We start from the raw sequence: 20,452 nt of genomic DNA, 5'->3' as shown, positions 1-20,452 counted from the left end.
CTTAGAACCTTAGTACCTCAAAAAGAAACCTTTGTCCCTTTGTAACTTTGAACCTTTGTTCCTAAAATTATATTTGTTTCAAGTTTCAAGTTTCAAGTTTCAGGTTTCAGGTTGTGGTTTTGAGAGTAAAAGCAAAAAAACTTAGCAACTCAGCATCTTAGAACCTTAGTACCTCAAAAAGAAACCTTTGTCCCTTTGTAACTTTGAACCTTTGTTCCTAAAATTATATTTGTTTCAGGTTTCAAGTTTCATGTTTCAGGTTTCAGGTTGTGGTTTTGAGAGTAAAAGCTATAAAAACTTAGCACCTCAGTACCTTAGCAGCTTAGCACCTCAAAAAAAACTATATTTTCTTCACGTATTGGGTAATAATCACGATTTGCTGACCGTCAACTTTTCCTTCTATGTATTCGGCGTTTTCATGGTCTAAACGGATGTTACGTACGGCAGTCCCTTGTTTGGCTACCATGCTCGATCCTTTTACTTTAAGATCTTTAATTAGAACTACAGAATCTCCGTGTTCTAAAATAACACCGTTACTGTCACGATGAACGATTTTATTTTCGTCGTCTTCGCCTTCGCCAGTGGCGCTAGCCCATGCCAAAGTATCCTCGTCTAAATACATCATATCCAGTAATTCTTGTGGCCAACCTGCGGCACGCATACGGCTTAACATTCTCCAGGCTACAACTTGTACAGCAACGTTTTCATTCCACATACTGTCATTAAGACATCTCCAGTGGTTTAAATCAACATTATCCGGATTTTCGATTTGGTCGATACAGGTATTGCAGGCAAATATAGCTTCCTCAATTCCGCCTTTTTGAGTTGGTAATACCTGATATACTTTTAGGTTTTCCTCTGCTCCACAAAGTTCACATTTAGATCCGCTGCGTTTATTTAATTCTCTTTCGATACTCATTATTTATTGTTTGTTTTAAAAAGGCGAAATTACTTTTAATTGTATTCGCTTGCAAGTTTATGTATTTGACTTTTATGTGTCATTGTTTCTTAGTCATGAATATTACTTTATAAATTTAGGGTTTAACTCGAACTATTTTATTGTCCTTCAAAATGATTATTTCGCTATTCATCTTTTTTTTGAATTCAATCAATTTATCATAAACTTTATCCATCCCTTCTAAAATTTTGGTTTGATTTACTGTTCTTTTATAGGCTTTCATGATAGTGTTGTTTTAGTTTATTGAATTTAATTTTGTTTAGAATATCTATTTCAGATTCCAGATTTTTTTCAGCTATAAGTTCGGGTTTTCCGACTGAATTATCAAAAATCATTACTTCATCAACTATTGGAAGATAAATTTCAAATAAGTTTTTTATTCCATTTTGATATCTTCGCCGAATAGTTTCGGTTTCAATATTGTGGCCACCTTCTAAAACTCTTGTTCTTACCCTTTCAATTGCTAGATCTACATTTTGTAGCCAGAAAAAAAGGAGAGTTACGATATAATTATTCTTTTGGGCATCAATTATTTTTGATTTGTAACTTTTAGTTGCTAAAGTAGTTTCAAAGGCAAAATTTTCTTTAATGATTAAGAGATCATTTATTCTATTTAGCATTATTCTTCCAGCTTCAAATGAGACCTTTTCAGGTTGAAAAGGAGAGAGTCCTTTAGCGATTTCATCTGCATTTACAAATTCTTTGCAATTCAGGATATCCGGTAAAATTGTAAAAGAAGTAGTGGTTTTGCCAGCTCCATTACAACCTGCGATTATGTAGAGGTTTTTCTTCATTTCTTACAAATATAGGTAAAAATAGAAAGAACAAAGATTTTACTTCTTCACCCTAACCGCATCCGGAACCAGCATTTCATATTCTCCGCCATGACGTAATACATCACGAACAATGCTTGAACTAATAAATGAAGTACTTGCTGCTGTTAATAGAAATACGGTTTCTATTTTAGATAGTTTTCTGTTGGTGTGTGCAATGGCCTTTTCGAATTCAAAATCGGCAGGATTGCGTAAGCCTCTCAGGATGAAATTAGCTTTAAGTTTTTTAGCCAGATCAATGGTTAATCCTTCATAAGTGATCACTGAAACTTTGGGTTCATCTTTAAAAGTTTCTTCTATAAAGCGTTTTCTTTCTTCGAGTGAAAACATGTATTTTTTTTCGGCGTTGACACCAATGGCAATAACGATTTCATCAAATAAAGGAATTCCTCTTTTGATGATGTCTTCGTGTCCCAGTGTAATAGGGTCAAATGATCCGGGGAATAGGGCTTTTCGCATTTTTTAGAGGTTCTAAGGTTCTGAGTCGCTAAGGTACTAAGTTTTTTTTGAGAAAATAAGGTGCTAAAATCTTAGAATCTTAGCACCTCAGTTTCTTAGCATCTTTTACAAAGCTAACTCAATCGCATTAGTAAATAAATCTTCCAGTGAAATTCCTGCTGCGTGAGCTTGCTGTGGAATCAAACTTTCGGTGGTTAAACCCGGAATGGTATTCATTTCGAGCATATAAGGTTCGTTGTCTACAATAATGAATTCGCTTCTGGAGAAACCTTTCATTTTTAAGACTTCGTAAGCACGTTTTGCTGTTTCGCTTACTTTTTGAGTTAATTCGTCAGAAATTCGTGCAGGAGTAATTTCCTGTGATTTCCCTTCATATTTAGCCTCATAATCGAAGAAGTCATTATCAGATACAATTTCGGTAATAGGTAAAACTTTAATTTCTCCCTGATAATTGATTACTCCTACTGAAACTTCGGTTCCGTCAAGGAAACTTTCGATGATGATTTCGTTGTCTTCTTTGTATGCTACTTCGATTGCAATTGGAAGTTCGGCTTCTGTTTTTACTTTTGAAATTCCGAAGCTGGAACCTGCTTTGTTTGGTTTAACAAAACATGGTAAACCTACTTTCTTAACGATTTCGGCCGTATGGATTACATCGCCTTTATTTAGGTAATACGAAATCGCCGTTTTGATTCCGTATGGTTTTAAAACCGATAATAAATCACGTTTGTTGAAGGTTAATGCTGCCTGATAGTAGTCGCAGGAAGATTGCGGAATCCCTAATAACTCAAAATAAGCCTGCATTAAACCGTCTTCGCCCGGAGTTCCGTGAATGGCATTGAAAACACAATCGAAAGTAATTTTTTGATCGTTTACGGTTACTGAAAAATCGTTTTTATCAATGGTAAATTCGGCGTTGTTTTCGTCTACATAAACCCATTTTTCTTTGAAAATATGAATACGGAATCCGTTGTATTTTGTTTTGTCAAGATATTGATGTACCACGTTTCCGCTGATTAACGAAATTTTATATTCGCTTGAATATCCGCCCATGATAATGGCTATGTTTTTCATTTTTTATATGTTTAACTGTTTATTTGTTTAATCGTTTAATCGTTTTTTTGCCACGAATTGCACTAATTTTCACGAATTACTTTGTTCGTTTGTTTGTTTGTTTGTTTGTTTGTTTGGCTAAGCGGAGTCGAAGCCACTTTGCAGAACTTCGACTTCTTCTAAGTATGTTTAACTGTTTATTTGTTTAATCGTTTATTTGTTTCAAGTTTCAGGTTTCAGGTTTTTGCTGCGAATTGCACTACTTGTTTTAATCGTTTGTCTGACTGAGCGGAGTTGAAGCCACTTTGCAGAACTTCGAATCCGCTTAGTTTGACAGTAGCGGCAGGTACTCTCTATCTTTCGAGATGAATAAGTAACACCGGAAAGGTTCTTATAAAACCTAAATCCCTAGCCCTGATGGGAGCGGCATCCTTTTGTGTACGCGATAGCGGACGCAAAAGATACAGCGGACAGCAGGAGAGAGCTTCTAAAAATTAAAATTGCAAAGCGCTTTATTTTCCATAAGAATGGCAATCAAACGACTTTCTTGTCTAAAACAAAATTATCATTTTTTTTGAAACGAAATAGCTTTATCTTTGCGACTAATAAAAATAAATTTATGAGTTTACGTAAGTATTTAACGAGCCGGGTATTTTTTGTGCAAGTATTAAGTGCGGCAGCTATAATTGCCGTTTTGGGTTATCTGTTTATGCATTGGTTGACTTTTACCACTGATCATGGTAATGAAATTACTGTTCCGAATTTATCCAAACTAACGGAGGAGCAGGTAGAGTCAAAACTGGATGAACTGGATCTGGATTATGTACTTTTGGACAGCGTTGATTACCGAAGTGAATTCCCAAAATACAGTGTTGTTGAGCAGGATCCTCTGCCGGGAACAAAAGTAAAAGTGGGAAGAAAAATATATATTAAAATTAATGCATCAGGATTTTCCTCTGTTAAAGTACCTGATTTAATTGAGAAAACCTATCGTGAGGCGGTTCCAACGCTAAAAGCTTTAGGGCTTGAAGCAGGAACGATTACTTATATTCCAAACTTAGGAAAAGATATGGTTTTGGAGATGCGTTATAAAGGAAGAAACTTAAAAGTAGGAGATCGTGTGCTGAAAGCTTCTAAAATTGACTTGGTTTTAGGAGACGGAAAAGCAACTTATGAAGATGAAGGGCAGGCTGTAGACAGTGTAGCTGCGCCAACTACTGAAAAAACTAATGATGAGCAATAATACTGAAAATTTAGATCTGGAAGACGAATTATTCGAACACTTCAGATTTGAAGTCCCTAAAGGTCAGGCGCTTTTGCGTATTGACAAATATTTAATGAATTTGATTCAGAATGCGACGCGAAATAAAATTCAGAACGCTGCTACTGAAGGAAACATTTTTGTAAATGATATTCCGGTTAAATCAAATTATAAAGTAAAACCGTTTGATGTGGTGACCGTGATGTTGTCGCATCCTCCTTTTGAAAACCATATTTTACCGGAAGATATTCCGTTGAATATTGTATATGAAGACGATGCTTTGTTGTTAATCAACAAAGAGCCTGGAATGGTGGTACATCCGGGGCACGGAAACTATACCGGAACACTGGTGAATGCACTGGCGCATCATTTTGATAATTTGCCAATGAACAGCAGTGAACGTCCGGGCTTGGTACACCGAATTGATAAGGATACGTCCGGACTTTTGGTAGTGGCAAAAACTGAAGCGGCAATGACACATTTGGCCAAACAATTTGAAGCCAAAACCTCAGAACGCGAGTATATTGCGCTGGTTTGGGGGAATGTAGCCGAAGAATCGGGAACGATAGAAGGAAACCTTGCCAGACATTTAAAAGACCGCATGCAAATGGCTGTTTTTGCAGATCCTGAAATAGGAAAACCTGCTATTACACATTATAAAGTATTGGAACGTTTTGGTTATGTGACTTTGATTTCCTGTAAACTGGAAACCGGAAGAACACACCAGATTCGTGCTCATATGAAACATATCGGGCATCCGTTGTTTAATGACGAACGTTACGGAGGTCATTTGATTTTAAAAGGAACCACGTTTACCAAGTACAAACAGTTTATCGAAAACTGTTTTAAAGCATTACCACGTCAGGCGCTGCATGCTAAAACACTTGGTTTTGTACATCCAAATACAGGTGAAATGATGCGTTTTGATACGGAACTGCCTCAGGACTTTCAGGATTGTATTGAGAAATGGCGTAATTACGTGAAAACGCACAATGTAGATGAAGAAGAAAATTAATTGGATAATTGGTCCATTAGAAAATTAGATAATTTACTATAGAAAAAAAGCTCCTGATGGAGCTTTTTTTATGGAATTGTTCTAATGGTTAACTGGCTTATTTTTGCGTGTCCGTTGGTTATGAACCCCAACTTTCCTTGTTGGTTTAAATTACTTTTTTCAATGGAACATTCTAAGAACGTTTGATTGTTGACAGTAAAGTACAACTGATTGTTTGAAACTCTGATTTTTACCGCATACCATTTGTTGTTTTCCAGTTGCATTGGTTTTTTAAACAGGGTTGGTCCGCCACGTTTCGAGTATTCATCACTGTTTTTATTGTAGGCGCCTCTTCCAATCACGATATTCTGATCGATCGTGTATAAGTAGGTTCGAATGTAGTTTTCCTGATCGATATGAAGCATGACTTCAAACAAAGATTCTTTGACGATGTTTACTTTAAAGTCGATTTCGTAATTTTTTGGAAGCTTCTTTTTTGATTCGATCACACCCCAATGCATTGGCCCTCCGTTTCCGGTTAAGGTATCGTTTTGGAGTCTCCATTCATTGGGATTAAAATTCCAAGCGGATTTTAACGCGGCAGTTTTTGTGATTTGATATTCTTTTTTCGCAGTCGAAATAGTACCTGAACAGGAAATCAGTAGCATTGTAGATGCTAGAAAAGTAAGATGTTTAATTTTCATTTTTGTTTTTAATTTAACTCTGAATGGTATTTGATTTTACCGATAGATCCGGTTGGAGTTGGCAAAAGTTCAAATACCGAAGTAGGAGCGAGGCCATTTTCTATACGATGTGAAACGTATAGGATACTCACATTTGTTTCTTGTTTGATGGTGTTGATCAATTGAATGACCAAGTCAACATTTTCATCGTCAAGACCTTCGACAGGTTCGTCAAGAATCAATAACGGAGGATGTTTTAGAACGGCTCTGACAATTAAAGCGACTCTTTGCTGTCCTATAGAAAGGTCAATGAAGCGTTTTTTTCGTAAGTGGCTCATTTCAATTACTTCGAGCCACTGTGTTACCGTTTGTTTTTGTAAAGTAGTGGGTTCGATATACAATCCGATGGAATCAAAAAAACCGGAAAGAATCATTTCTTCCAGAGTATGTCCCTTTTGAAACAGGTCAGTCATAGAAGTTGCGAAAATTCCAATTTGCTTTTTAATGTCCCAAACACTTTCGCCGCTTCCTTTTTTTCTTCCAAATAGATGCAAATCCTGACCGAATCCCTTTGGATTATCGCCTGTGATTAGAGACAAGAGGGTGCTCTTTCCGGAACCGTTCGGACCAACCAGTTGCCAGAATTCCCCTTGTTTAATTGTCCATGAGATGTTATCGACAATTTTTCTTTCCTCGTAACTTACAGAGACTTTATCCATTTTGATTAAAACACTTTCGTGAAAAGAGTGCGGTTCAATCGCTTTGGGAATTGCTGCCGTGTTTAAAGTTTTAAAATGTTTTTCGTTTTTTGAAATCGGATGCAGTTTAAAGGAATTGTCTTTAATTGATGCTTTATTCGGAACAAAATCAAGTACATCTGCTACGCGATTGACCAATTGAATGATTGCAATGTCATCGGTTAATTTTTCCAGAGATTTTGCTAAAGCAGCACGTGAGGCCAGATCTAAATGATCGAAGGGATTATCAAAAATGATAAAATCGGGATTTTGCTTGATGCAATATTTCAGAAACTCTTTCTTTCGTTCGCCCGAAGAAAAAGTTCTTAGTTGTCTGTGCGATTCAGGAGCTGCTTCAACAGTATCGTATTGGTATTCTTTTTCGATGAATTTCTCGATAGCGATGTCTGAGAACAAAATACCTTTTTGAGTGTTAAAAAGGGCTAATTCTCCTTTGGCTTCCCCTAAAAGTATAGTGTCTATAAAAGCTTTTTTATTGACCTGATTTGATAAAAGTATGTCCCAATGCTGCATTTCTGTATTCTAAAGTGATTATTCAATTGGTTTAGTAGCCATTTCACGATCGTTGCGCGACCATTCGCTCCAGGAACCTACATATAGTTTAGGGATGGGGATTCCGGCATAATCCATGGCCAGCAAAGTATGACAGGCGGTGACTCCTGAGCCACAATGTACAATTATATTTTCAGGCTCTTTGTCGCCAATGATTCGGGAATATTTCTCTTGTAAAAATGGAGGAGATTGAAAAGAACCGTTAGCGTCTAAATTTTCGCTAAAAGGGACATTAATCGCACCCGGAATATGTCCTGCAATCAAATCCAGAGGTTCTGTCAGACCGTCAAATCGATTTTTGTCTCTTACATCAATGACAATGTTTTCGTTGTTATTTCGGGCTTTTTCGACTTCTTCAATGTCTGCAGTTTTTAAAGTCCAGTTTGAAATAGGATATCTTTCAGTCGTTTTAAAAGTTTCGATTTCAGTATTTACTGGAAAACCTGCTTTTACAGCTTCCTGTAAGCCGCCATTTAAAACCTGAACTTTTTCATGTCCTATCGCCCGAAGCATCCACCAAAAGCGGGCTGCCGCGTTTGATCCGTTTTTATCATCATAAACTACGACATGACTTTCAGGTGAAATTCCTGCTTTAGAAAGTACCTCAGAAAATTTCTCTATGGAAGGTAAGGGATGTCTTCCGCCGTTTGAAGGATCGGTCGCTACGGTTGCTAGGTCCTTGTTTAAATCGATATAACGTGCTCCTTTAAGATGTTCACTGCGATAATTTTCTTCTGCGTTTATTCCGGCTCTGGCGTCAATGAGAATAATTTCAGGTGAATTAGAGCGTTGTACTAATTCTTTAGGGCTTAGGATCGGTGAAAGTTTAGTGGCCATCTTAAAAAAGTTTATTTTTTAGAATTCTTATACAAAAGCGGGATATTTAGTCTGCGAAGGCCTGTGTATAAAAAATTAAAAAAGTATGGTTTGTTTTATCATATCGCAAGCAATCCCAATTGCTATAAACAGAACTTGTAGCAAGGCAAAGAGTATTTGACAGATTGGTTCTCGAAACGTTTTTTGCAAAGGATCCATGGTCTAATGCAAAATCGTCGTCTTTTGAAAGGTCAGTAATTTTAGCCGCAACATAGGTTTCTAAATAATTATCGGGATGTTCTTTAAGAGCGTCTTCATTGTAAAATAAAAATTCATCTGCAAATTGATAGTCAAGTGTTCTGAAAAAACTAGTATCAGAATCGGTGTCAGCAAAGCCATTTTTGACTTTAATGTCTTTGTATAATTCAGCATATTCAGAAGTTAGGCCGTTATAGAGTAAAATCGAAATTTTCACCTTCTTTTTATCGTAAACGATAAAAACAAAATCATTACTGTCTTCCTGAAATAGATTTCCTTTGGCCATAGAAAGTAATTCGTAGTTAGGATTTTCGCTAAAAAAAGACTGTTGCTCTTTGCTTAGTTTTTGAATCCATTTATCATGAATAACTGAAAAGAGCTTTTTTTCTGAAAATTGCTTTAAGTCCTTTTTATGCTCTGTTATTCGGGATGTAAATTCAGGATTGTCGTAGGTTGAGATCTCATAGTTTGGAGAACCAACAGACTTATTTTCTGAAGTTTTTTTGTGTGTGCTTTCTTTTTTAGTATTGGCGGGAGTGTTTATTTTATCTTCCGGTTGTTTTGAATTGCAGGCAAATAGTAATAGTGTGAGACCCACTACGGCGATTGTATTTTTCATTAAGTAGGATTCTTTGGATCGTTTTATTTTTAGGATTAAAAGGTTAACCTGGAATTTTTTCGATTAAAATTTCATTTTCGCCTTTGTCAAAATAAGTACAGGTCATTTCTATAATGTCGACTCTCCATTTGGCTATTCCACATTGAGCAGCGTGACGGCAAAAAGTAAGGTAATCGGTCTGACCATCCTGATGCATCACTAAAAATTCGATAAAACGTTCTTTGTTTGGAACTGATTCTACTTTTATCTCGTCGTATTTTTCGTCAGCCGTTACATGATAATTGTTTACTCCGTAGTATTCCACATGTCCGTCATGCACGAAAGTATCATAGCCTTTTACGCCTAAAATGATTAAGTCCTGAATATAATTAGGGAAGTCAGCACCGGTTTGTACTTTGGCATGTGCTTCTTTGATTTGTTCTATTGTAAACATATATTTTAATTTTAAATGATGTGAATTAAAAAGAATAATTGTGGTGTTTTTTACTTGTTTTCTCTGAGTTGTGCAGCAAGGTGTGTCTGTTTTCTTTTCCGGAAACTTGTAAAAAGGGAACTAACATAATTGGTTTGGTTAATTTGTGTTATTGATTCAAAAATACAATTTATGATTTTAAAATGGAATTGAAAATGCAATAAATAATAAATAGAAGAGAGTGAAATTCTCCTATTTTTCTTAATATATTGTATTTTAACGAGTATTTTATCACTTTGTGGAGTTTCTTTTTCAGCGTATCATTTTGTCAGTAATTTAGTAAAAGAATTTTGCACCTAAATTTGACATTATGAAAACAGTCTTACTTTTGTTTCTAATTGCTTCTCCCGTATTTGCGCAGGAAATGAATACATTTGATTTTGCTGTGATAAATTCGACTGTGATTTCGCCAAATATTGATCTGGATAAGGGGAGAAGTGTCATTGCGGGAAATAAAAATCAGTATTCGGCTTATTTTCAGTACGCGCTTACCATGTGTCAGGATGATATTATTTTTGGAGCAGGTGTTAATAAAACTGAATTAGACCGAACCTACGTTGGTTATATTGGTAAGATGTGTGATAAGTTTCGTGCAACAATCTCTGTGGGTTATGTAGAATCCCGAAGCGGATATGACGGAACCTTTACAGGTTTTAGTGTATCCTGGCATTTTGGTGAGAATACTTTCATTGGAGGAAGTCTGGCAAATCTGCATTCTTCCAGTATTCATAATGGTAGTGATGAGGGGTTTGGCTATTATAAAAAACTGGCTCCAAAAGTCTTTGCGAGTTATGAAATTGTTCCCAACCTTATTGTTTTTGGACAGTTAAACAGCAGGGTTAATGATATTGCACTGAAGTATCAGAATGCTCGTTTTTCGGCAGGAGGATTTTATTCCGGCCATGGAGAAGAAGGAATTTTCGGAACGGTTAATGTGGGACGTTTTGCGGTTTCCTGCAGTACTACTTTTGATAAAGTTAATTTTGGACTCAAGTTTCAATAAAGAAGTCCTGAATTGTGGCATGAAATGATTTGAAGAGTAAAACTACTTTTTGAGCGTTATTACCTGCTGTGGATAAGGAATATCAATACCGCCTTCATCAAAACGTTTTTTAATGCTTTGGAGCAAATCACAATAGAGGATAAAGCCCTCTGTAGAGTTTTTTGCCCATGCCCATGCTTTTAAGGTTACACTTGAGTCTGCCAGTGCTACTACACGAGCTACAACTAGAGGTGTGTTTTGTTTTTTGCTTTCGGCAGTTCGGGTATCGATAAAAAACGGATGTTTGGCAATTTCGTCTTGCATGATTTCTAAGGCTTTTTCAATATCAGACTGATAACCAATACCGATTTCTATGATTTTGCAACATTTGCTATCGTGCATGTTGGTGTTGACAATAATCTGGGCGCTGATTACTGAATTTGGAATGATAATCCGGTTGTTTTCGGCATCTTTCAGGACCACTTGTCTAAGATTGATATCTTCTACAGTACCCACAAAATTGTTGATGGTAATTTTATCGTTGATGCGAAAGGGTTTAAAAACAACAAGAAATATTCCGCTTACAATATTGCTTAAGGCTTGTTGGGAAGCCAGACCGGCAACAATTGAGATTACTCCGGCTCCTGCCAGAACGGAGTGACCTATTATTTTAAATTCGGGAATCTGAATTAACGCAAAGGCAAATCCTAAAATATAAATTACAGTAATGATCAGGTGCTTCAGGAACTTAAAGCCGGTAGCATCATATTCTTTATTGGCCTGTTTGCGATACAAAAAATAACGAAGTACCTTATCGGTAATCGCGCCAAGAATTACAGTGGTAATCGCTATAACGGCAATGAAAATCCCTATTCTAAAGTCTTTTAAGTAGTCGATCATAGGTTTTAAGTTTGAAAAAAATCCAAAAAACAACTTTTGTCAGAATGTGCTTTTTGGATTTTTGTAATTTATATCAGATTGAATTTTGCTTTAAAGTCCAACAAAATCATCACTTTTTGGGAAGATGCTTAATGCTTCGATGGCGATTTCCGGTGTTGGAGAAGCTAGTTTACGAAGTTTAGTATCCATCCAGGCCCCGTCAACTGTAATGACAGCACAAAGCGTATTGTCTTCTCTTCTGAATTCATGAATGATCGACCAGCGTGAAGCATCGGCTTTCATTTTTGAGGTTTTGGTATGAATAAATATTTTATCGGAAAGTTTTAGTTCTTTTCTGAAAATACATTCTTCTCTAAACAAAACAGGTCCAAAACCCTGCGTTTGCATTACTCTTAAAGTTAAACCCAGTTCTTCAAGGATTTCAATACGATGCTGTGCGCCAAAATCGTAATAAGCACTGTGACGAACGTGAAAGTTTGGGTCAAGATCCGACCAGCGAAAAGAGATTTCTTTAATAAATGAAGCCATTTTGTAATTGTAATTTTAATGAAAAACCGAAATTACGAATATTTATATCTCTTTTGGAAAACGAAAGAATATTTTACTTTAATTTTAACTGCTTTTTTTATGTTTTTCAAACTCCTCTTGTAATTTTTTCAGTTTTGGAACAATAGTAGTTTGGCAGAACGGAGCTTCTTTTCGGGTTTCGTAATAGTGTAGAAATTGTTCTTCGTTGCTTTTAAAGGCAGTAAAAGGTAAGATTCTGGTAATGTGTTTTCGGTCTAATTTATGATCCAGTTTTTGGAGTATTTCTGAAATTTGGGCAGCTTCATTGTTGTTGAAAAAGTAAATAGCAGATCGGTATTTTTCTCTCATACTGTGATTTGAAGTGCTGGAATGTGTAATTAAGTGTGCTTCAATGAGTACTTCTAACGGGATAATACGGGAATCAAAATCAACAAGAACGGCTTCCGAAAAAGTATCGTCAGGTGCTTCAGACTTTATCCAGCCCTGCCGCACATTGGTTACTCCTTTAAAAAAATCAAAAACTGCTTCGGTACACCAATGACAGCCTCCTCCAAAACCTATTGTATTCATTTGATTACGGTCTTATTAATTTCAGTCTATTTTGATCCAATACGATCTCCAATAAAGTTTTGAAATTTTTATGATCTTCTTTATTGGAGATAAAAGATGGTTAGTGCTTAGAGTAAGAAACTCTCTTCAAATCTTTCAAAGTGACAGGTGTAACCATTTGGGTGTTTTTGCAGATAGTCCTGATGCTCCGGTTCGGCAGCCCAAAAAGTACTATAAGGTTCTAAAGTGGTTACTGCAGTTTCTCCCCATTTTTTTGAAATATCTACAAGATTAATGACCTCTTTGGCAATGGCCTTTTCCTCTTCGTTTTGATAAAAAATGGCAGAACGATAACTGGAACCCCTATCATTGCCCTGACGGTCTATCGTAGTAGGATTGTGAATGCGGTAAAAGTAGTCCAGAATCTCTCTAAAGTTTGTAACTTCAGGATCATAGGTCAGTTCTATTCCCTCGGCATGGCCGGGATGATTCCTGTAAGTTGGGTTTTCGTTTTGTCCGCCAATGTAACCTACTTCAGTATTTAAAATTCCCGGACGGGTTCTGAACAGTTCTTCCATTCCCCAGAAGCAGCCTCCTGCGATATATGCTTTTTTAGTTTCCATATTTTACAATTGTTATTGATGTACTGAAATTTTAGTACTGCAATTTACTAAATATGCGAATAGTATTAATGGTAATTGTTTATATTGCAGTTTGTCAATTGTTTGTGCTTTTTTTGATGCCTTGTCGGTTCCGTTATGGTTTTCTGAAACTGCAAAACAAAAAATTCTCTTCGCCCATCTTTAATTTTTGTTTAATTGATCCATCCGTTTTCTTTCAGATGTGTGAAGATAATTTTATCAACCTCTGAAATGATGTCGAGATCTTTATAATTTAACCATTTAATTTCGGCTATTTCATTGCTTTCCTTTGGAGTTCCGGTGTAATCTGCCTTGTAGCAGGTCATTTTTACGGTAATTCCATCTGCATGTCCGTCAGACTGCGCTTTGAAAGTTCCCACATATTCGATAGATTCCGGTAGGATTTCAACACTTAGTTCTTCCTGGATTTCCCTAATTAGAGTTTGTTCATCGGTTTCGTTAGCTTCTCTTTTTCCGCCCGGAATATAATATTTGTTTTTCCCTCTTGATTTAGTGCTTAAAATTTGGCCATTTTCGACTTTTATTAATGCAATTTTATCGATTTCAATCATCAGTTTGTTTATTAATTTGTTTATATTTTATAATTGGGTGTATCAAGTAAAATGGGTGTTGTATTCGCCAGAACCCATTTAGTAGCCAGTTCGCATAAAAAAATAAGTTCATCAGACTCTCCGTCTCCGTTTTTGCGAATATCTTTTATAATTGAATTGGCTTCTTCAAGTTCTTGATCAGACAGACAATGGTTTGAAGATAGGTGGGTAAAAAGTGCATCTAACATCTTTTTAAAATCAATATTCCAGTTTCCGCCTCCATTACGGTAGATTTCGTCTCTCACTTTTCCTGAAATACGGACCACTTCACCCTGAATCGTTTTTGCACTGCCTTTTGATGGGACCAATAGCTCCCAAAGTTCTTCGTATTGTTTTTGCCAGGTACCACCGTTTACAACAATTGGAGACATGCCATCGTGCAGAATTCGTTTTTTTACTGGCGGAACATCAAAAATAGTGTAAAGCTCATTTAATGCAAAATCTGTATCATTCAAAGAATCTTTATTGAAATTCTCCCGATGAAATTCAAAATCTTCCCCTCGTCGTGTAACAGTGTCTTTCATCTCTTGTGTTATTTCAAGGGAGGATTTCAGAAGTATTTTTGATATTTCTGCCAAATTGATGAGGTTGATATTACTGGCTCGTTTTAAAGCATATACTAATGGCGTTTGCTTGTCTCTGTTTAAAGCATTGGTAGCTGCTCCGTATTCAATCAGCTTTTTAACTGCGGCTACATTAAAACCACTGCCGGCTGCAAAGTGTAAGGGTGTATTATCATTATAATCGAGTACATTGATATTGGCACCCAATTCTAAAAAAGGGGCTATATCTCCACTACGTATCGAAGCGTGCTGGTGCAGTGCAGTACGGTTATAAGTGTCAATAGCTTCGAGATGTGCGCCTTTTTGTACTAACCAGTGTACAAGCTCATTTGGGATTCCCCAAAAGCTCAATGCTGTTGTTTTTCCGTAACCGCCTCTTGCGTCTAATTCACAAGTGTCGAATACTTTTTTTAGAGCTTCAATGTCTTTCTTTTTAATTAATTCGTCAAAATTTTTTGGAAGCGTTTTTCTTTTTTTAGCCATTATTTTATTGTTTGTGCTTTTTCACAATTCTTTTTCAACGGAGTTTACAGTTTATTCAAAAGTTCCTTTTTTAGATAAATTTCGCCCTCTTTTATTGTCATTTCAACTGTTGTGATATTTTTAATATCTTCTAACGGATTTTTTTCAAGTACGATCAAGTCGGCAGATTTTCCAATTTCGATTGTGCCCCAAATGCGATCTTCGTTAAAGAATATTGCAGGAGTTATTGTTGCTGATTTTAGGATTGTGAAATTGTCGATTGCTGCTTTAGACCAATTATACATTTCTTCAAACATATTAAAACCATTCATTTGAAAACTATTTCCAGGATCGCTTCCTAAAAGCAATAAACAATTATTTTTATGTAGTTTCCTTACTATTTCCTGTTTGTAAGCAAAAGTAGGGAGGTATTTTTCTTTGTTGAGCAAAACTTTTTCCAAACCTGCTTTCTCAATTGCTTGGCTATATTGAGTTTCCCATTTTTTTAAATATTTAGTTGGTAAATTTGAATAGGTGAGTCGGTTTTTATATTCGTTTGGGTATTGTAAATCATATGCCATTAAGTCCCAATCTAAGGTTGGACAATTAAAAACCTTTCTTTCCTGTGTTAGTTTGATTGCGTTGTTTAATTCATTTTCATCTTTTATTTTATCATATCCTGCCAGATGTTCGATACTTTTAAAACCTGAATTTAGGACTTTGTCGATTTTTATCCCGCTTGGATAATGTCCACAAACAATCACATTATTTTTGTTCGCAGAAGCCATTAAATTATCAAAAACCGTTTCATTTGCTATGCTGAATAATTTTATGAAATTAATGTCATTTTTTTTAATTTCAGCCATCAAACTGTCAAATTGTATTTCATTATATTTGACGTCACGTGTAATAATATGACTGTAATATAGTTTAGGAGTAATTGTATTTGGACTGTGTTTTAATCGCTCTTTTAGTTGTAATTGAGGAGTTTTCGTATTCATAATACGCAAACGAGTAACCCCTGCAGCAATATTTTCGATTAGCAAGGTGTCAACTTTACTTTCAACGGGTAAATGACTGTGCATTTCGGTTAATCCAGGCATTAAATATTTTCCTTTTCCTTGTATTACTTTGATTTTCCTAATCTTAGGTAATTTCTTGAAGTCATCAATCTGAACTATTTTGCCATTTTGAATTAAAACACTTTTGTTGTTAATAATGTCCAAATTGGTCATTGGCAGCAAATTAATATCCTTTATAATAAATTCACTTTTATTCTGCGCTTGTACATTAATTAATAGTAAGAAGTATAGAGAAAATGTTAGTTTAATTTTCATTTTTTCTGTGGTTTGGTTTTTATTTTTTTTGGATTATGTTTAGTAAGTTCGGTATATTTTGAGGAATACAAGGTGCAAATCATCTTTAAATTCGGACTTAAAGAGAGCTCTCGAAACAAGACTGCTATGGTCACTGATTATTTGTTCGCTTCACTTTTCCATTCGTGTTCGATGTTTGTCATAAGTAATGCATTGTCGAATTTCACGGTACCTTTTGGGAAAATTTCTTCATTTTCAAAAAAAGTTGATTTTACTTTCAGAACATCAAGCGGTTTAACTTCCCAATGATACGCTTTTAACCTTAGCCCATCAAATTTGTTGTCATTTGGGGAATATCCGAGGTCTCCATTTTCAAAAAAATCAGAGGCATCGCATAGTGTTTCAAAAATTGATTTTTCATTAAAAGTACTTGCCTCATCAGCTTCAATTAATGTCATGGTTCCGTCAGAACTCTTAAAATTAATTTGATAATTTCCGTTTTTTTCTTTTACGTTGAATTTTGCATAATAATGTTTACCTGGAAATACCCGTCCGCCAACAATTGTGTTTAGCTTTAAAGAAGTATCTCTTCTAGGAATGTACACACCTGATTTTGTTTCTCCATTTTCATCCCATTCAACTGCAATTCTATGTGCTCCATTTTCAGAGTTTACTCCAATAAAGTCAGGGAATCCTTTTGGTTTTATGTTTTTTAATCTGATTAGACAAATTCCAACGATAGCTTTGCCCTTGTAAATTTTTGGCCTGAATGGAAACGGAATAATTTTCTCTACTACCTTTGGTTCGGCCGTAAAATTGATTAAAATTCTTCTGTCAATATATCCGTGTATAGTTGGGATTTTCATAGTTGTTTAGTTTTTAGGAACTCATGCAATAACGAATTACGAAGTAAATTTTTAGAAACAAAATAATCTTCAAATTCAGTCTAATGACTTCAATTGTGGCATGACTTTTAGGTGATGGTGTTTTTGATACGGATTATTCTTTTATCTCTTCTCTTGTCGGTTTAAATTTGTTTGGGATTTTTTGTCCACGAAAATCAATATACTCTGCATTAAACCAACCGGTAAATCCAAAAAGTGGTCCGAAGAGTTTACTTTTTACACTCAAGTCTAAATAAAATTTCTGTTCAGTATCATCAAACCATTCCAGGAGTTCAATATCTCCTCTTACTAATTTTGGTATAGGGAGTTTAAGCCCGCCAACAAAAGCAAATTGTCTACCGGATGTAAACCTAATTGCTCCGTCTTCAGCTGATAAACCCATTTCAAAAACCATTCTATGATCAAGTCCTAAATATTCTACAATATGTTTCTTCGTCTGACTATAAGTGGCAGTTCCGTCAAAGCGTTGTTCTTTGTCAGGAAAGAAAAATACTCTATTCATAGAATGTACTTCTCGATTGAACTTATCTAAATAGGGATAATTGTGAATTTCATATTCAATGTTTTGTCCAACTCTCGGAAATAGAATATTGGTCTTCGATAAGAGTTTGAGAATAAAAACAGCAAATTTGTTTCCATTCCAAATGTTATCCATTGTTCCTTTACCAATAAATGCGATATTGTTTGTCGTCGAAAAGTCAAATCGTTTTTGTATTTCAGGGTGCAATTTTTCATACTCAGGCCCCATTTGTTCTCTATAAGCTGAAATGTGTTTTATGTCGGTATTTTGTTTGTTCATGCTTACTCAATACTAGTTTAAAATTATTTTTCTATCCGTTTTCTTTGCACTTATACCTGCTGTTGTGGCGCAACACTAAGGTTATGGATTAAAGGGGTACTCTTTTTATTATTTGTGGTTACTTCTGTTTGTACAAGTAATTGTAAAGTTGAAATTTAAAAAATCAGATGTTTTTTATTTAGAATTTCCGATTAATTTGACTTTTCGTTTACAACTGGTTTGTTGTAGAGATTTCTGGACCTCATAAAATTTTAGCTAAAATGAGTAAAAACTTTTAAATTATTGTACGTCTTCCCGCAATCGGCTTAATTTTATTGTTTCTTATTCGGTAATTCAAAACTTAAAAGCTATTGAAAAGCTCGTGATAATGACAGATAAAGTACTGATATGCCACGTATGTCAGGTATTAAAAATGTCATGTTGTCAGATGATTATTGTCGTGCCAATAGTAAAACTGACAATTTACTTTGGTTTTTTATATTGGCACAAAGATTGACTTATGCCACCTGAGTTATAAAATGTATATCAAAAATTAAATATATAAAAAATGGGTAAAATAATCGGAATTGACTTAGGTACGACGAACTCTTGTGTTTCTGTAATGGAAGGTAACGAAGCAGTTGTTATCCCTAACGCAGAAGGAAAAAGAACTACACCATCTATCATCGCTTTTGTTGAAGGTGGAGAAATTAAAGTAGGTGATCCTGCAAAAAGACAAGCAGTAACGAATCCTACAAAAACGATTGCTTCTATTAAACGTTTTATGGGACACACTTTTGCTGAGACTACAAACGAAGCAAAAAGAGTTTCATACTCAGTTGTAAAAGGTGACAATAATACACCACGTGTGGATATTGACGGTCGTTTATACACTGCTCAGGAATTGTCAGCAATGACTCTTCAAAAAATGAAAAAAACTGCTGAAGACTATTTAGGTCAAACTGTAACTGAAGCAGTTATTACTGTTCCTGCTTACTTTAACGATGCACAACGTCAGGCTACTAAAGAAGCTGGAGAAATTGCTGGTCTTAAAGTTATGCGTATCATCAATGAGCCAACTGCTGCTGCACTTGCTTATGGATTGGATAAAAAAGGAACAGATCAAAAAATTGCTGTTTACGATTTAGGTGGAGGTACTTTTGATATCTCTGTTCTTGAATTAGGAGACGGAGTTTTTGAAGTATTGTCTACAAATGGTGATACTCACTTAGGTGGAGATGATTTTGACCACGAAATTATTGACTGGTTAGCAAATGAATTCTTAGCTGAAGAAGGTATTGATTTACGTCTTGACCCAATGTCATTACAACGTTTGAAAGAAGCTGCAGAGAAAGCAAAAATTGAATTGTCTTCTTCTTCAGAAACTGAAATCAACTTGCCATATGTAACGGCTACTGCTTCTGGACCAAAACACTTAGTGAAAAAATTATCTAGAGCTAAATTTGAGCAATTAACTGATTCATTAGTTAAACGTTCTATGGAGCCAGTTGCTAAAGCATTAAAAGATGCAGGTTTATCTACATCTGATATCGACGAAGTAATCCTTGTTGGAGGTTCTACTCGTATGCCAAGAATTGCTGACGAAGTAGAGAAATTCTTCGGTAAAAAAGCGTCTAAAGGTGTTAACCCTGATGAGGTTGTTGCTATTGGAGCAGCTATTCAAGGTGGAGTTTTATCTGGAGATGTAAAAGATGTATTGTTACTTGACGTAACTCCTCTTTCTTTAGGTATCGAAACTATGGGTGGTGTATTGACTAAATTAATCGAGTCTAACACAACTATTCCAACTAAAAAATCTCAAGTATTCTCTACTGCTGCTGATTCTCAACCATCTGTTGAAATCCACGTATTACAAGGAGAAAGAGCTATGGCAGCTGATAACAAAACTATCGGTCGTTTCCACTTAGATGGTATTCCACCAGCACCAAGAGGAGTTCCTCAAATCGAAGTAACTTTCGATATCGATGCTAATGGTATCATCAAAGTTTCTGCAACTGATAAAGGAACTGGAAAATCTCACGATATCCGTATCGAAGCTTCTTCTGGTTTAACAGCTGAAGAAATCGAAAAAATGAAAAAAGATGCTGAAGCTAACGCTGATGCTGACAAAATTGCAAAAGAAAGAGCTGAGAAATTGAACGAAGCTGACAGTACTATTTTCCAAACTGAAAGTCAATTGAAAGAATTGGGAGATAAATTGACAGACGATCAAAAAACAGCTATCGAATATGCTTTAACTGAATTGAGAATGGCGCACCAATCTCAAGATCTTGATGCAATCCAAAAAGGATTAGACAATGTAAATGCAGCTTGGAAAACAGCTACAGAAGCAATGTACGCTCAAGGTGGTGAAGGGCAACAAGCAGCTCCACAACAAGAGCAATCTCAAGGAGACAACGTTGAAGACGTTGAATTCGAAGAAGTGAAATAAGTATTAAGTAATTAGTACTAAGTATTGAGAAACCGAGTCAGAAATGACT

General features: G+C 35.6%; 23 protein-coding genes. 4 read left to right on the top strand and 19 right to left on the bottom strand.

Translation table 11 applies throughout. From position 1 onward, the window contains the following. Positions 1–340 precede the first annotated feature (340 nt). The 5 genes from JO950_RS15505 to JO950_RS15485 form a co-directional block, all read right to left on the bottom strand. Positions 341–919 carry an alkylphosphonate utilization protein gene (locus tag JO950_RS15505; RefSeq protein WP_202703473.1) on the bottom strand — a complete coding sequence of 193 codons (579 nt, stop codon included), beginning with the start codon at positions 917–919 and terminating at the stop codon, positions 341–343. Between the two features lie 115 nt (positions 920–1,034). Then, positions 1,035–1,181 carry a hypothetical protein gene (locus tag JO950_RS15500; RefSeq protein ID WP_202703472.1) on the bottom strand — a complete coding sequence of 49 codons (147 nt, stop codon included), beginning with the start codon at positions 1,179–1,181 and terminating at the stop codon, positions 1,035–1,037. Continuing rightward, a complete protein-coding gene (locus tag JO950_RS15495) occupies positions 1,168–1,752 on the bottom strand; it encodes a zeta toxin family protein (RefSeq protein ID WP_202703471.1) in 585 nt (194 codons plus the stop codon). The genes JO950_RS15500 and JO950_RS15495 overlap by 14 nt, the downstream gene beginning before the upstream one ends. A gap of 39 nt (positions 1,753–1,791) precedes the next feature. Continuing rightward, a complete protein-coding gene (coaD, locus tag JO950_RS15490; RefSeq protein WP_017496542.1) occupies positions 1,792–2,250 on the bottom strand; it encodes a pantetheine-phosphate adenylyltransferase in 459 nt (152 codons plus the stop codon). Between the two features lie 105 nt (positions 2,251–2,355). After that, positions 2,356–3,324, bottom strand: a complete 969-nt coding sequence (locus tag JO950_RS15485) for a D-alanine--D-alanine ligase (RefSeq protein WP_202703470.1) — start codon at positions 3,322–3,324, stop codon at positions 2,356–2,358. A 598-nt stretch (positions 3,325–3,922) separates the two neighbouring features. Here JO950_RS15485 and JO950_RS15480 point away from each other — a divergent pair. Both JO950_RS15480 and JO950_RS15475 read left to right on the top strand, forming a co-directional pair. Further along, complete coding sequence (locus tag JO950_RS15480; RefSeq protein ID WP_202703469.1) at positions 3,923–4,546, top strand: PASTA domain-containing protein; 624 nt, start codon at positions 3,923–3,925, stop codon at positions 4,544–4,546. Continuing rightward, positions 4,536–5,579, top strand: a complete 1,044-nt coding sequence (locus JO950_RS15475; protein WP_202703468.1) for an RluA family pseudouridine synthase — start codon at positions 4,536–4,538, stop codon at positions 5,577–5,579. The genes JO950_RS15480 and JO950_RS15475 overlap by 11 nt, the downstream gene beginning before the upstream one ends. A gap of 68 nt (positions 5,580–5,647) precedes the next feature. On the opposite strand, the gene JO950_RS15470 is transcribed toward JO950_RS15475, so the two are convergent. From JO950_RS15470 to JO950_RS15450, 5 genes are read right to left on the bottom strand one after another with little or no spacing between them, the layout of a single operon-like run. After that, positions 5,648–6,262 (bottom strand): hypothetical protein, encoded by a 615-nt coding sequence (locus JO950_RS15470; protein WP_202703467.1) that lies wholly within the window; start codon positions 6,260–6,262, stop codon positions 5,648–5,650. An 8-nt stretch (positions 6,263–6,270) separates the two neighbouring features. Next, positions 6,271–7,512, bottom strand: a complete 1,242-nt coding sequence (locus tag JO950_RS15465) for an ATP-binding cassette domain-containing protein (RefSeq protein WP_202703466.1) — start codon at positions 7,510–7,512, stop codon at positions 6,271–6,273. Positions 7,513–7,530: 18 nt separating this feature from the next. Further along, positions 7,531–8,388 (bottom strand): sulfurtransferase, encoded by an 858-nt coding sequence (locus JO950_RS15460; protein WP_202703465.1) that lies wholly within the window; start codon positions 8,386–8,388, stop codon positions 7,531–7,533. 46 nt (positions 8,389–8,434) lie between these two features. Beyond that, the gene (locus tag JO950_RS15455) at positions 8,435–9,244 is read right to left on the bottom strand and encodes a hypothetical protein (protein ID WP_202703464.1); all 810 of its coding nucleotides are present in this window, start codon (positions 9,242–9,244) and stop codon (positions 8,435–8,437) included. 43 nt (positions 9,245–9,287) lie between these two features. After that, the gene (locus JO950_RS15450; protein WP_202703463.1) at positions 9,288–9,677 is read right to left on the bottom strand and encodes a DUF1398 domain-containing protein; all 390 of its coding nucleotides are present in this window, start codon (positions 9,675–9,677) and stop codon (positions 9,288–9,290) included. A 349-nt stretch (positions 9,678–10,026) separates the two neighbouring features. Here JO950_RS15450 and JO950_RS15445 point away from each other — a divergent pair, with 349 nt between their 5' ends. Further along, the gene (locus JO950_RS15445) at positions 10,027–10,719 is read left to right on the top strand and encodes a hypothetical protein (RefSeq protein ID WP_202703462.1); all 693 of its coding nucleotides are present in this window, start codon (positions 10,027–10,029) and stop codon (positions 10,717–10,719) included. 42 nt (positions 10,720–10,761) lie between these two features. Here the strand turns inward: JO950_RS15445 and JO950_RS15440 are convergent, their stop codons facing one another. The 9 genes from JO950_RS15440 to JO950_RS15400 all read right to left on the bottom strand — a co-directional run bounded on the left by JO950_RS15440 (position 10,762) and on the right by JO950_RS15400 (position 17,972). Continuing rightward, positions 10,762–11,598 carry a mechanosensitive ion channel family protein gene (locus JO950_RS15440; protein ID WP_202703461.1) on the bottom strand — a complete coding sequence of 279 codons (837 nt, stop codon included), beginning with the start codon at positions 11,596–11,598 and terminating at the stop codon, positions 10,762–10,764. Between the two features lie 90 nt (positions 11,599–11,688). Further along, positions 11,689–12,126, bottom strand: a complete 438-nt coding sequence (locus JO950_RS15435) for a thioesterase family protein (protein ID WP_202703460.1) — start codon at positions 12,124–12,126, stop codon at positions 11,689–11,691. 84 nt (positions 12,127–12,210) lie between these two features. Next, positions 12,211–12,696, bottom strand: a complete 486-nt coding sequence (locus tag JO950_RS15430; protein WP_202703459.1) for a peptide-methionine (S)-S-oxide reductase — start codon at positions 12,694–12,696, stop codon at positions 12,211–12,213. Positions 12,697–12,803: 107 nt separating this feature from the next. Next, complete coding sequence (gene msrA, locus JO950_RS15425; RefSeq protein WP_202703458.1) at positions 12,804–13,298, bottom strand: peptide-methionine (S)-S-oxide reductase MsrA; 495 nt, start codon at positions 13,296–13,298, stop codon at positions 12,804–12,806. A 191-nt stretch (positions 13,299–13,489) separates the two neighbouring features. After that, on the bottom strand, positions 13,490–13,888 hold the full coding sequence (locus JO950_RS15420) for an NUDIX domain-containing protein (RefSeq protein ID WP_202703457.1): 399 nt from the start codon (positions 13,886–13,888) through the stop codon (positions 13,490–13,492). Between the two features lie 20 nt (positions 13,889–13,908). Next, positions 13,909–14,973: an ankyrin repeat domain-containing protein gene (locus tag JO950_RS15415; RefSeq protein ID WP_202703456.1), complete on the bottom strand. Its 1,065-nt coding sequence runs from the start codon at positions 14,971–14,973 to the stop codon at positions 13,909–13,911. A gap of 44 nt (positions 14,974–15,017) precedes the next feature. Continuing rightward, positions 15,018–16,289 carry an amidohydrolase family protein gene (locus JO950_RS15410; protein WP_202703455.1) on the bottom strand — a complete coding sequence of 424 codons (1,272 nt, stop codon included), beginning with the start codon at positions 16,287–16,289 and terminating at the stop codon, positions 15,018–15,020. Positions 16,290–16,426: 137 nt separating this feature from the next. Continuing rightward, positions 16,427–17,134, bottom strand: a complete 708-nt coding sequence (locus tag JO950_RS15405; protein ID WP_202703454.1) for a DUF2071 domain-containing protein — start codon at positions 17,132–17,134, stop codon at positions 16,427–16,429. A 133-nt stretch (positions 17,135–17,267) separates the two neighbouring features. Beyond that, complete coding sequence (locus JO950_RS15400) at positions 17,268–17,972, bottom strand: DUF4166 domain-containing protein (protein WP_202703453.1); 705 nt, start codon at positions 17,970–17,972, stop codon at positions 17,268–17,270. A gap of 547 nt (positions 17,973–18,519) precedes the next feature. Between JO950_RS15400 and dnaK the strand changes: the two genes are divergently transcribed. Continuing rightward, a complete protein-coding gene (gene dnaK / locus JO950_RS15395; RefSeq protein ID WP_202703452.1) occupies positions 18,520–20,403 on the top strand; it encodes a molecular chaperone DnaK in 1,884 nt (627 codons plus the stop codon). The last annotated feature ends 49 nt before the right edge of the window (positions 20,404–20,452 follow it).

The sequence above is a fragment of the Flavobacterium sp. UGB4466 genome, assembly GCF_903469665.1.
GTDB lineage: Bacteria > Bacteroidota > Bacteroidia > Flavobacteriales > Flavobacteriaceae > Flavobacterium > Flavobacterium lipolyticum.
This window is presented reverse-complemented; position numbering and strand designations above follow the sequence as displayed.

Coding starts and splice junctions, on each gene's coding strand:
- JO950_RS15450 (WP_202703463.1), bottom strand. CDS start 9,677: ATGTTTACAATAGAACAAATCAAAGAAGCACATGCCAAAGTACAAACC.
- JO950_RS15430 (WP_202703459.1), bottom strand. CDS start 12,696: ATGAATACAATAGGTTTTGGAGGAGGCTGTCATTGGTGTACCGAAGCA.
- JO950_RS15440 (WP_202703461.1), bottom strand. CDS start 11,598: ATGATCGACTACTTAAAAGACTTTAGAATAGGGATTTTCATTGCCGTT.
- JO950_RS15460 (WP_202703465.1), bottom strand. CDS start 8,388: ATGGCCACTAAACTTTCACCGATCCTAAGCCCTAAAGAATTAGTACAA.
- JO950_RS15410 (WP_202703455.1), bottom strand. CDS start 16,289: ATGAAAATTAAACTAACATTTTCTCTATACTTCTTACTATTAATTAAT.
- JO950_RS15505 (WP_202703473.1), bottom strand. CDS start 919: ATGAGTATCGAAAGAGAATTAAATAAACGCAGCGGATCTAAATGTGAA.
- JO950_RS15455 (WP_202703464.1), bottom strand. CDS start 9,244: ATGAAAAATACAATCGCCGTAGTGGGTCTCACACTATTACTATTTGCC.
- JO950_RS15415 (WP_202703456.1), bottom strand. CDS start 14,973: ATGGCTAAAAAAAGAAAAACGCTTCCAAAAAATTTTGACGAATTAATT.
- dnaK (WP_202703452.1), top strand. CDS start 18,520: ATGGGTAAAATAATCGGAATTGACTTAGGTACGACGAACTCTTGTGTT.
- JO950_RS15465 (WP_202703466.1), bottom strand. CDS start 7,512: ATGCAGCATTGGGACATACTTTTATCAAATCAGGTCAATAAAAAAGCT.
- JO950_RS15480 (WP_202703469.1), top strand. CDS start 3,923: ATGAGTTTACGTAAGTATTTAACGAGCCGGGTATTTTTTGTGCAAGTA.
- JO950_RS15405 (WP_202703454.1), bottom strand. CDS start 17,134: ATGAAAATCCCAACTATACACGGATATATTGACAGAAGAATTTTAATC.
- JO950_RS15400 (WP_202703453.1), bottom strand. CDS start 17,972: ATGAACAAACAAAATACCGACATAAAACACATTTCAGCTTATAGAGAA.
- JO950_RS15475 (WP_202703468.1), top strand. CDS start 4,536: ATGAGCAATAATACTGAAAATTTAGATCTGGAAGACGAATTATTCGAA.
- JO950_RS15435 (WP_202703460.1), bottom strand. CDS start 12,126: ATGGCTTCATTTATTAAAGAAATCTCTTTTCGCTGGTCGGATCTTGAC.
- JO950_RS15420 (WP_202703457.1), bottom strand. CDS start 13,888: ATGATTGAAATCGATAAAATTGCATTAATAAAAGTCGAAAATGGCCAA.
- JO950_RS15445 (WP_202703462.1), top strand. CDS start 10,027: ATGAAAACAGTCTTACTTTTGTTTCTAATTGCTTCTCCCGTATTTGCG.
- JO950_RS15485 (WP_202703470.1), bottom strand. CDS start 3,324: ATGAAAAACATAGCCATTATCATGGGCGGATATTCAAGCGAATATAAA.
- coaD (WP_017496542.1), bottom strand. CDS start 2,250: ATGCGAAAAGCCCTATTCCCCGGATCATTTGACCCTATTACACTGGGA.
- msrA (WP_202703458.1), bottom strand. CDS start 13,298: ATGGAAACTAAAAAAGCATATATCGCAGGAGGCTGCTTCTGGGGAATG.
- JO950_RS15500 (WP_202703472.1), bottom strand. CDS start 1,181: ATGAAAGCCTATAAAAGAACAGTAAATCAAACCAAAATTTTAGAAGGG.
- JO950_RS15495 (WP_202703471.1), bottom strand. CDS start 1,752: ATGAAGAAAAACCTCTACATAATCGCAGGTTGTAATGGAGCTGGCAAA.
- JO950_RS15470 (WP_202703467.1), bottom strand. CDS start 6,262: ATGAAAATTAAACATCTTACTTTTCTAGCATCTACAATGCTACTGATT.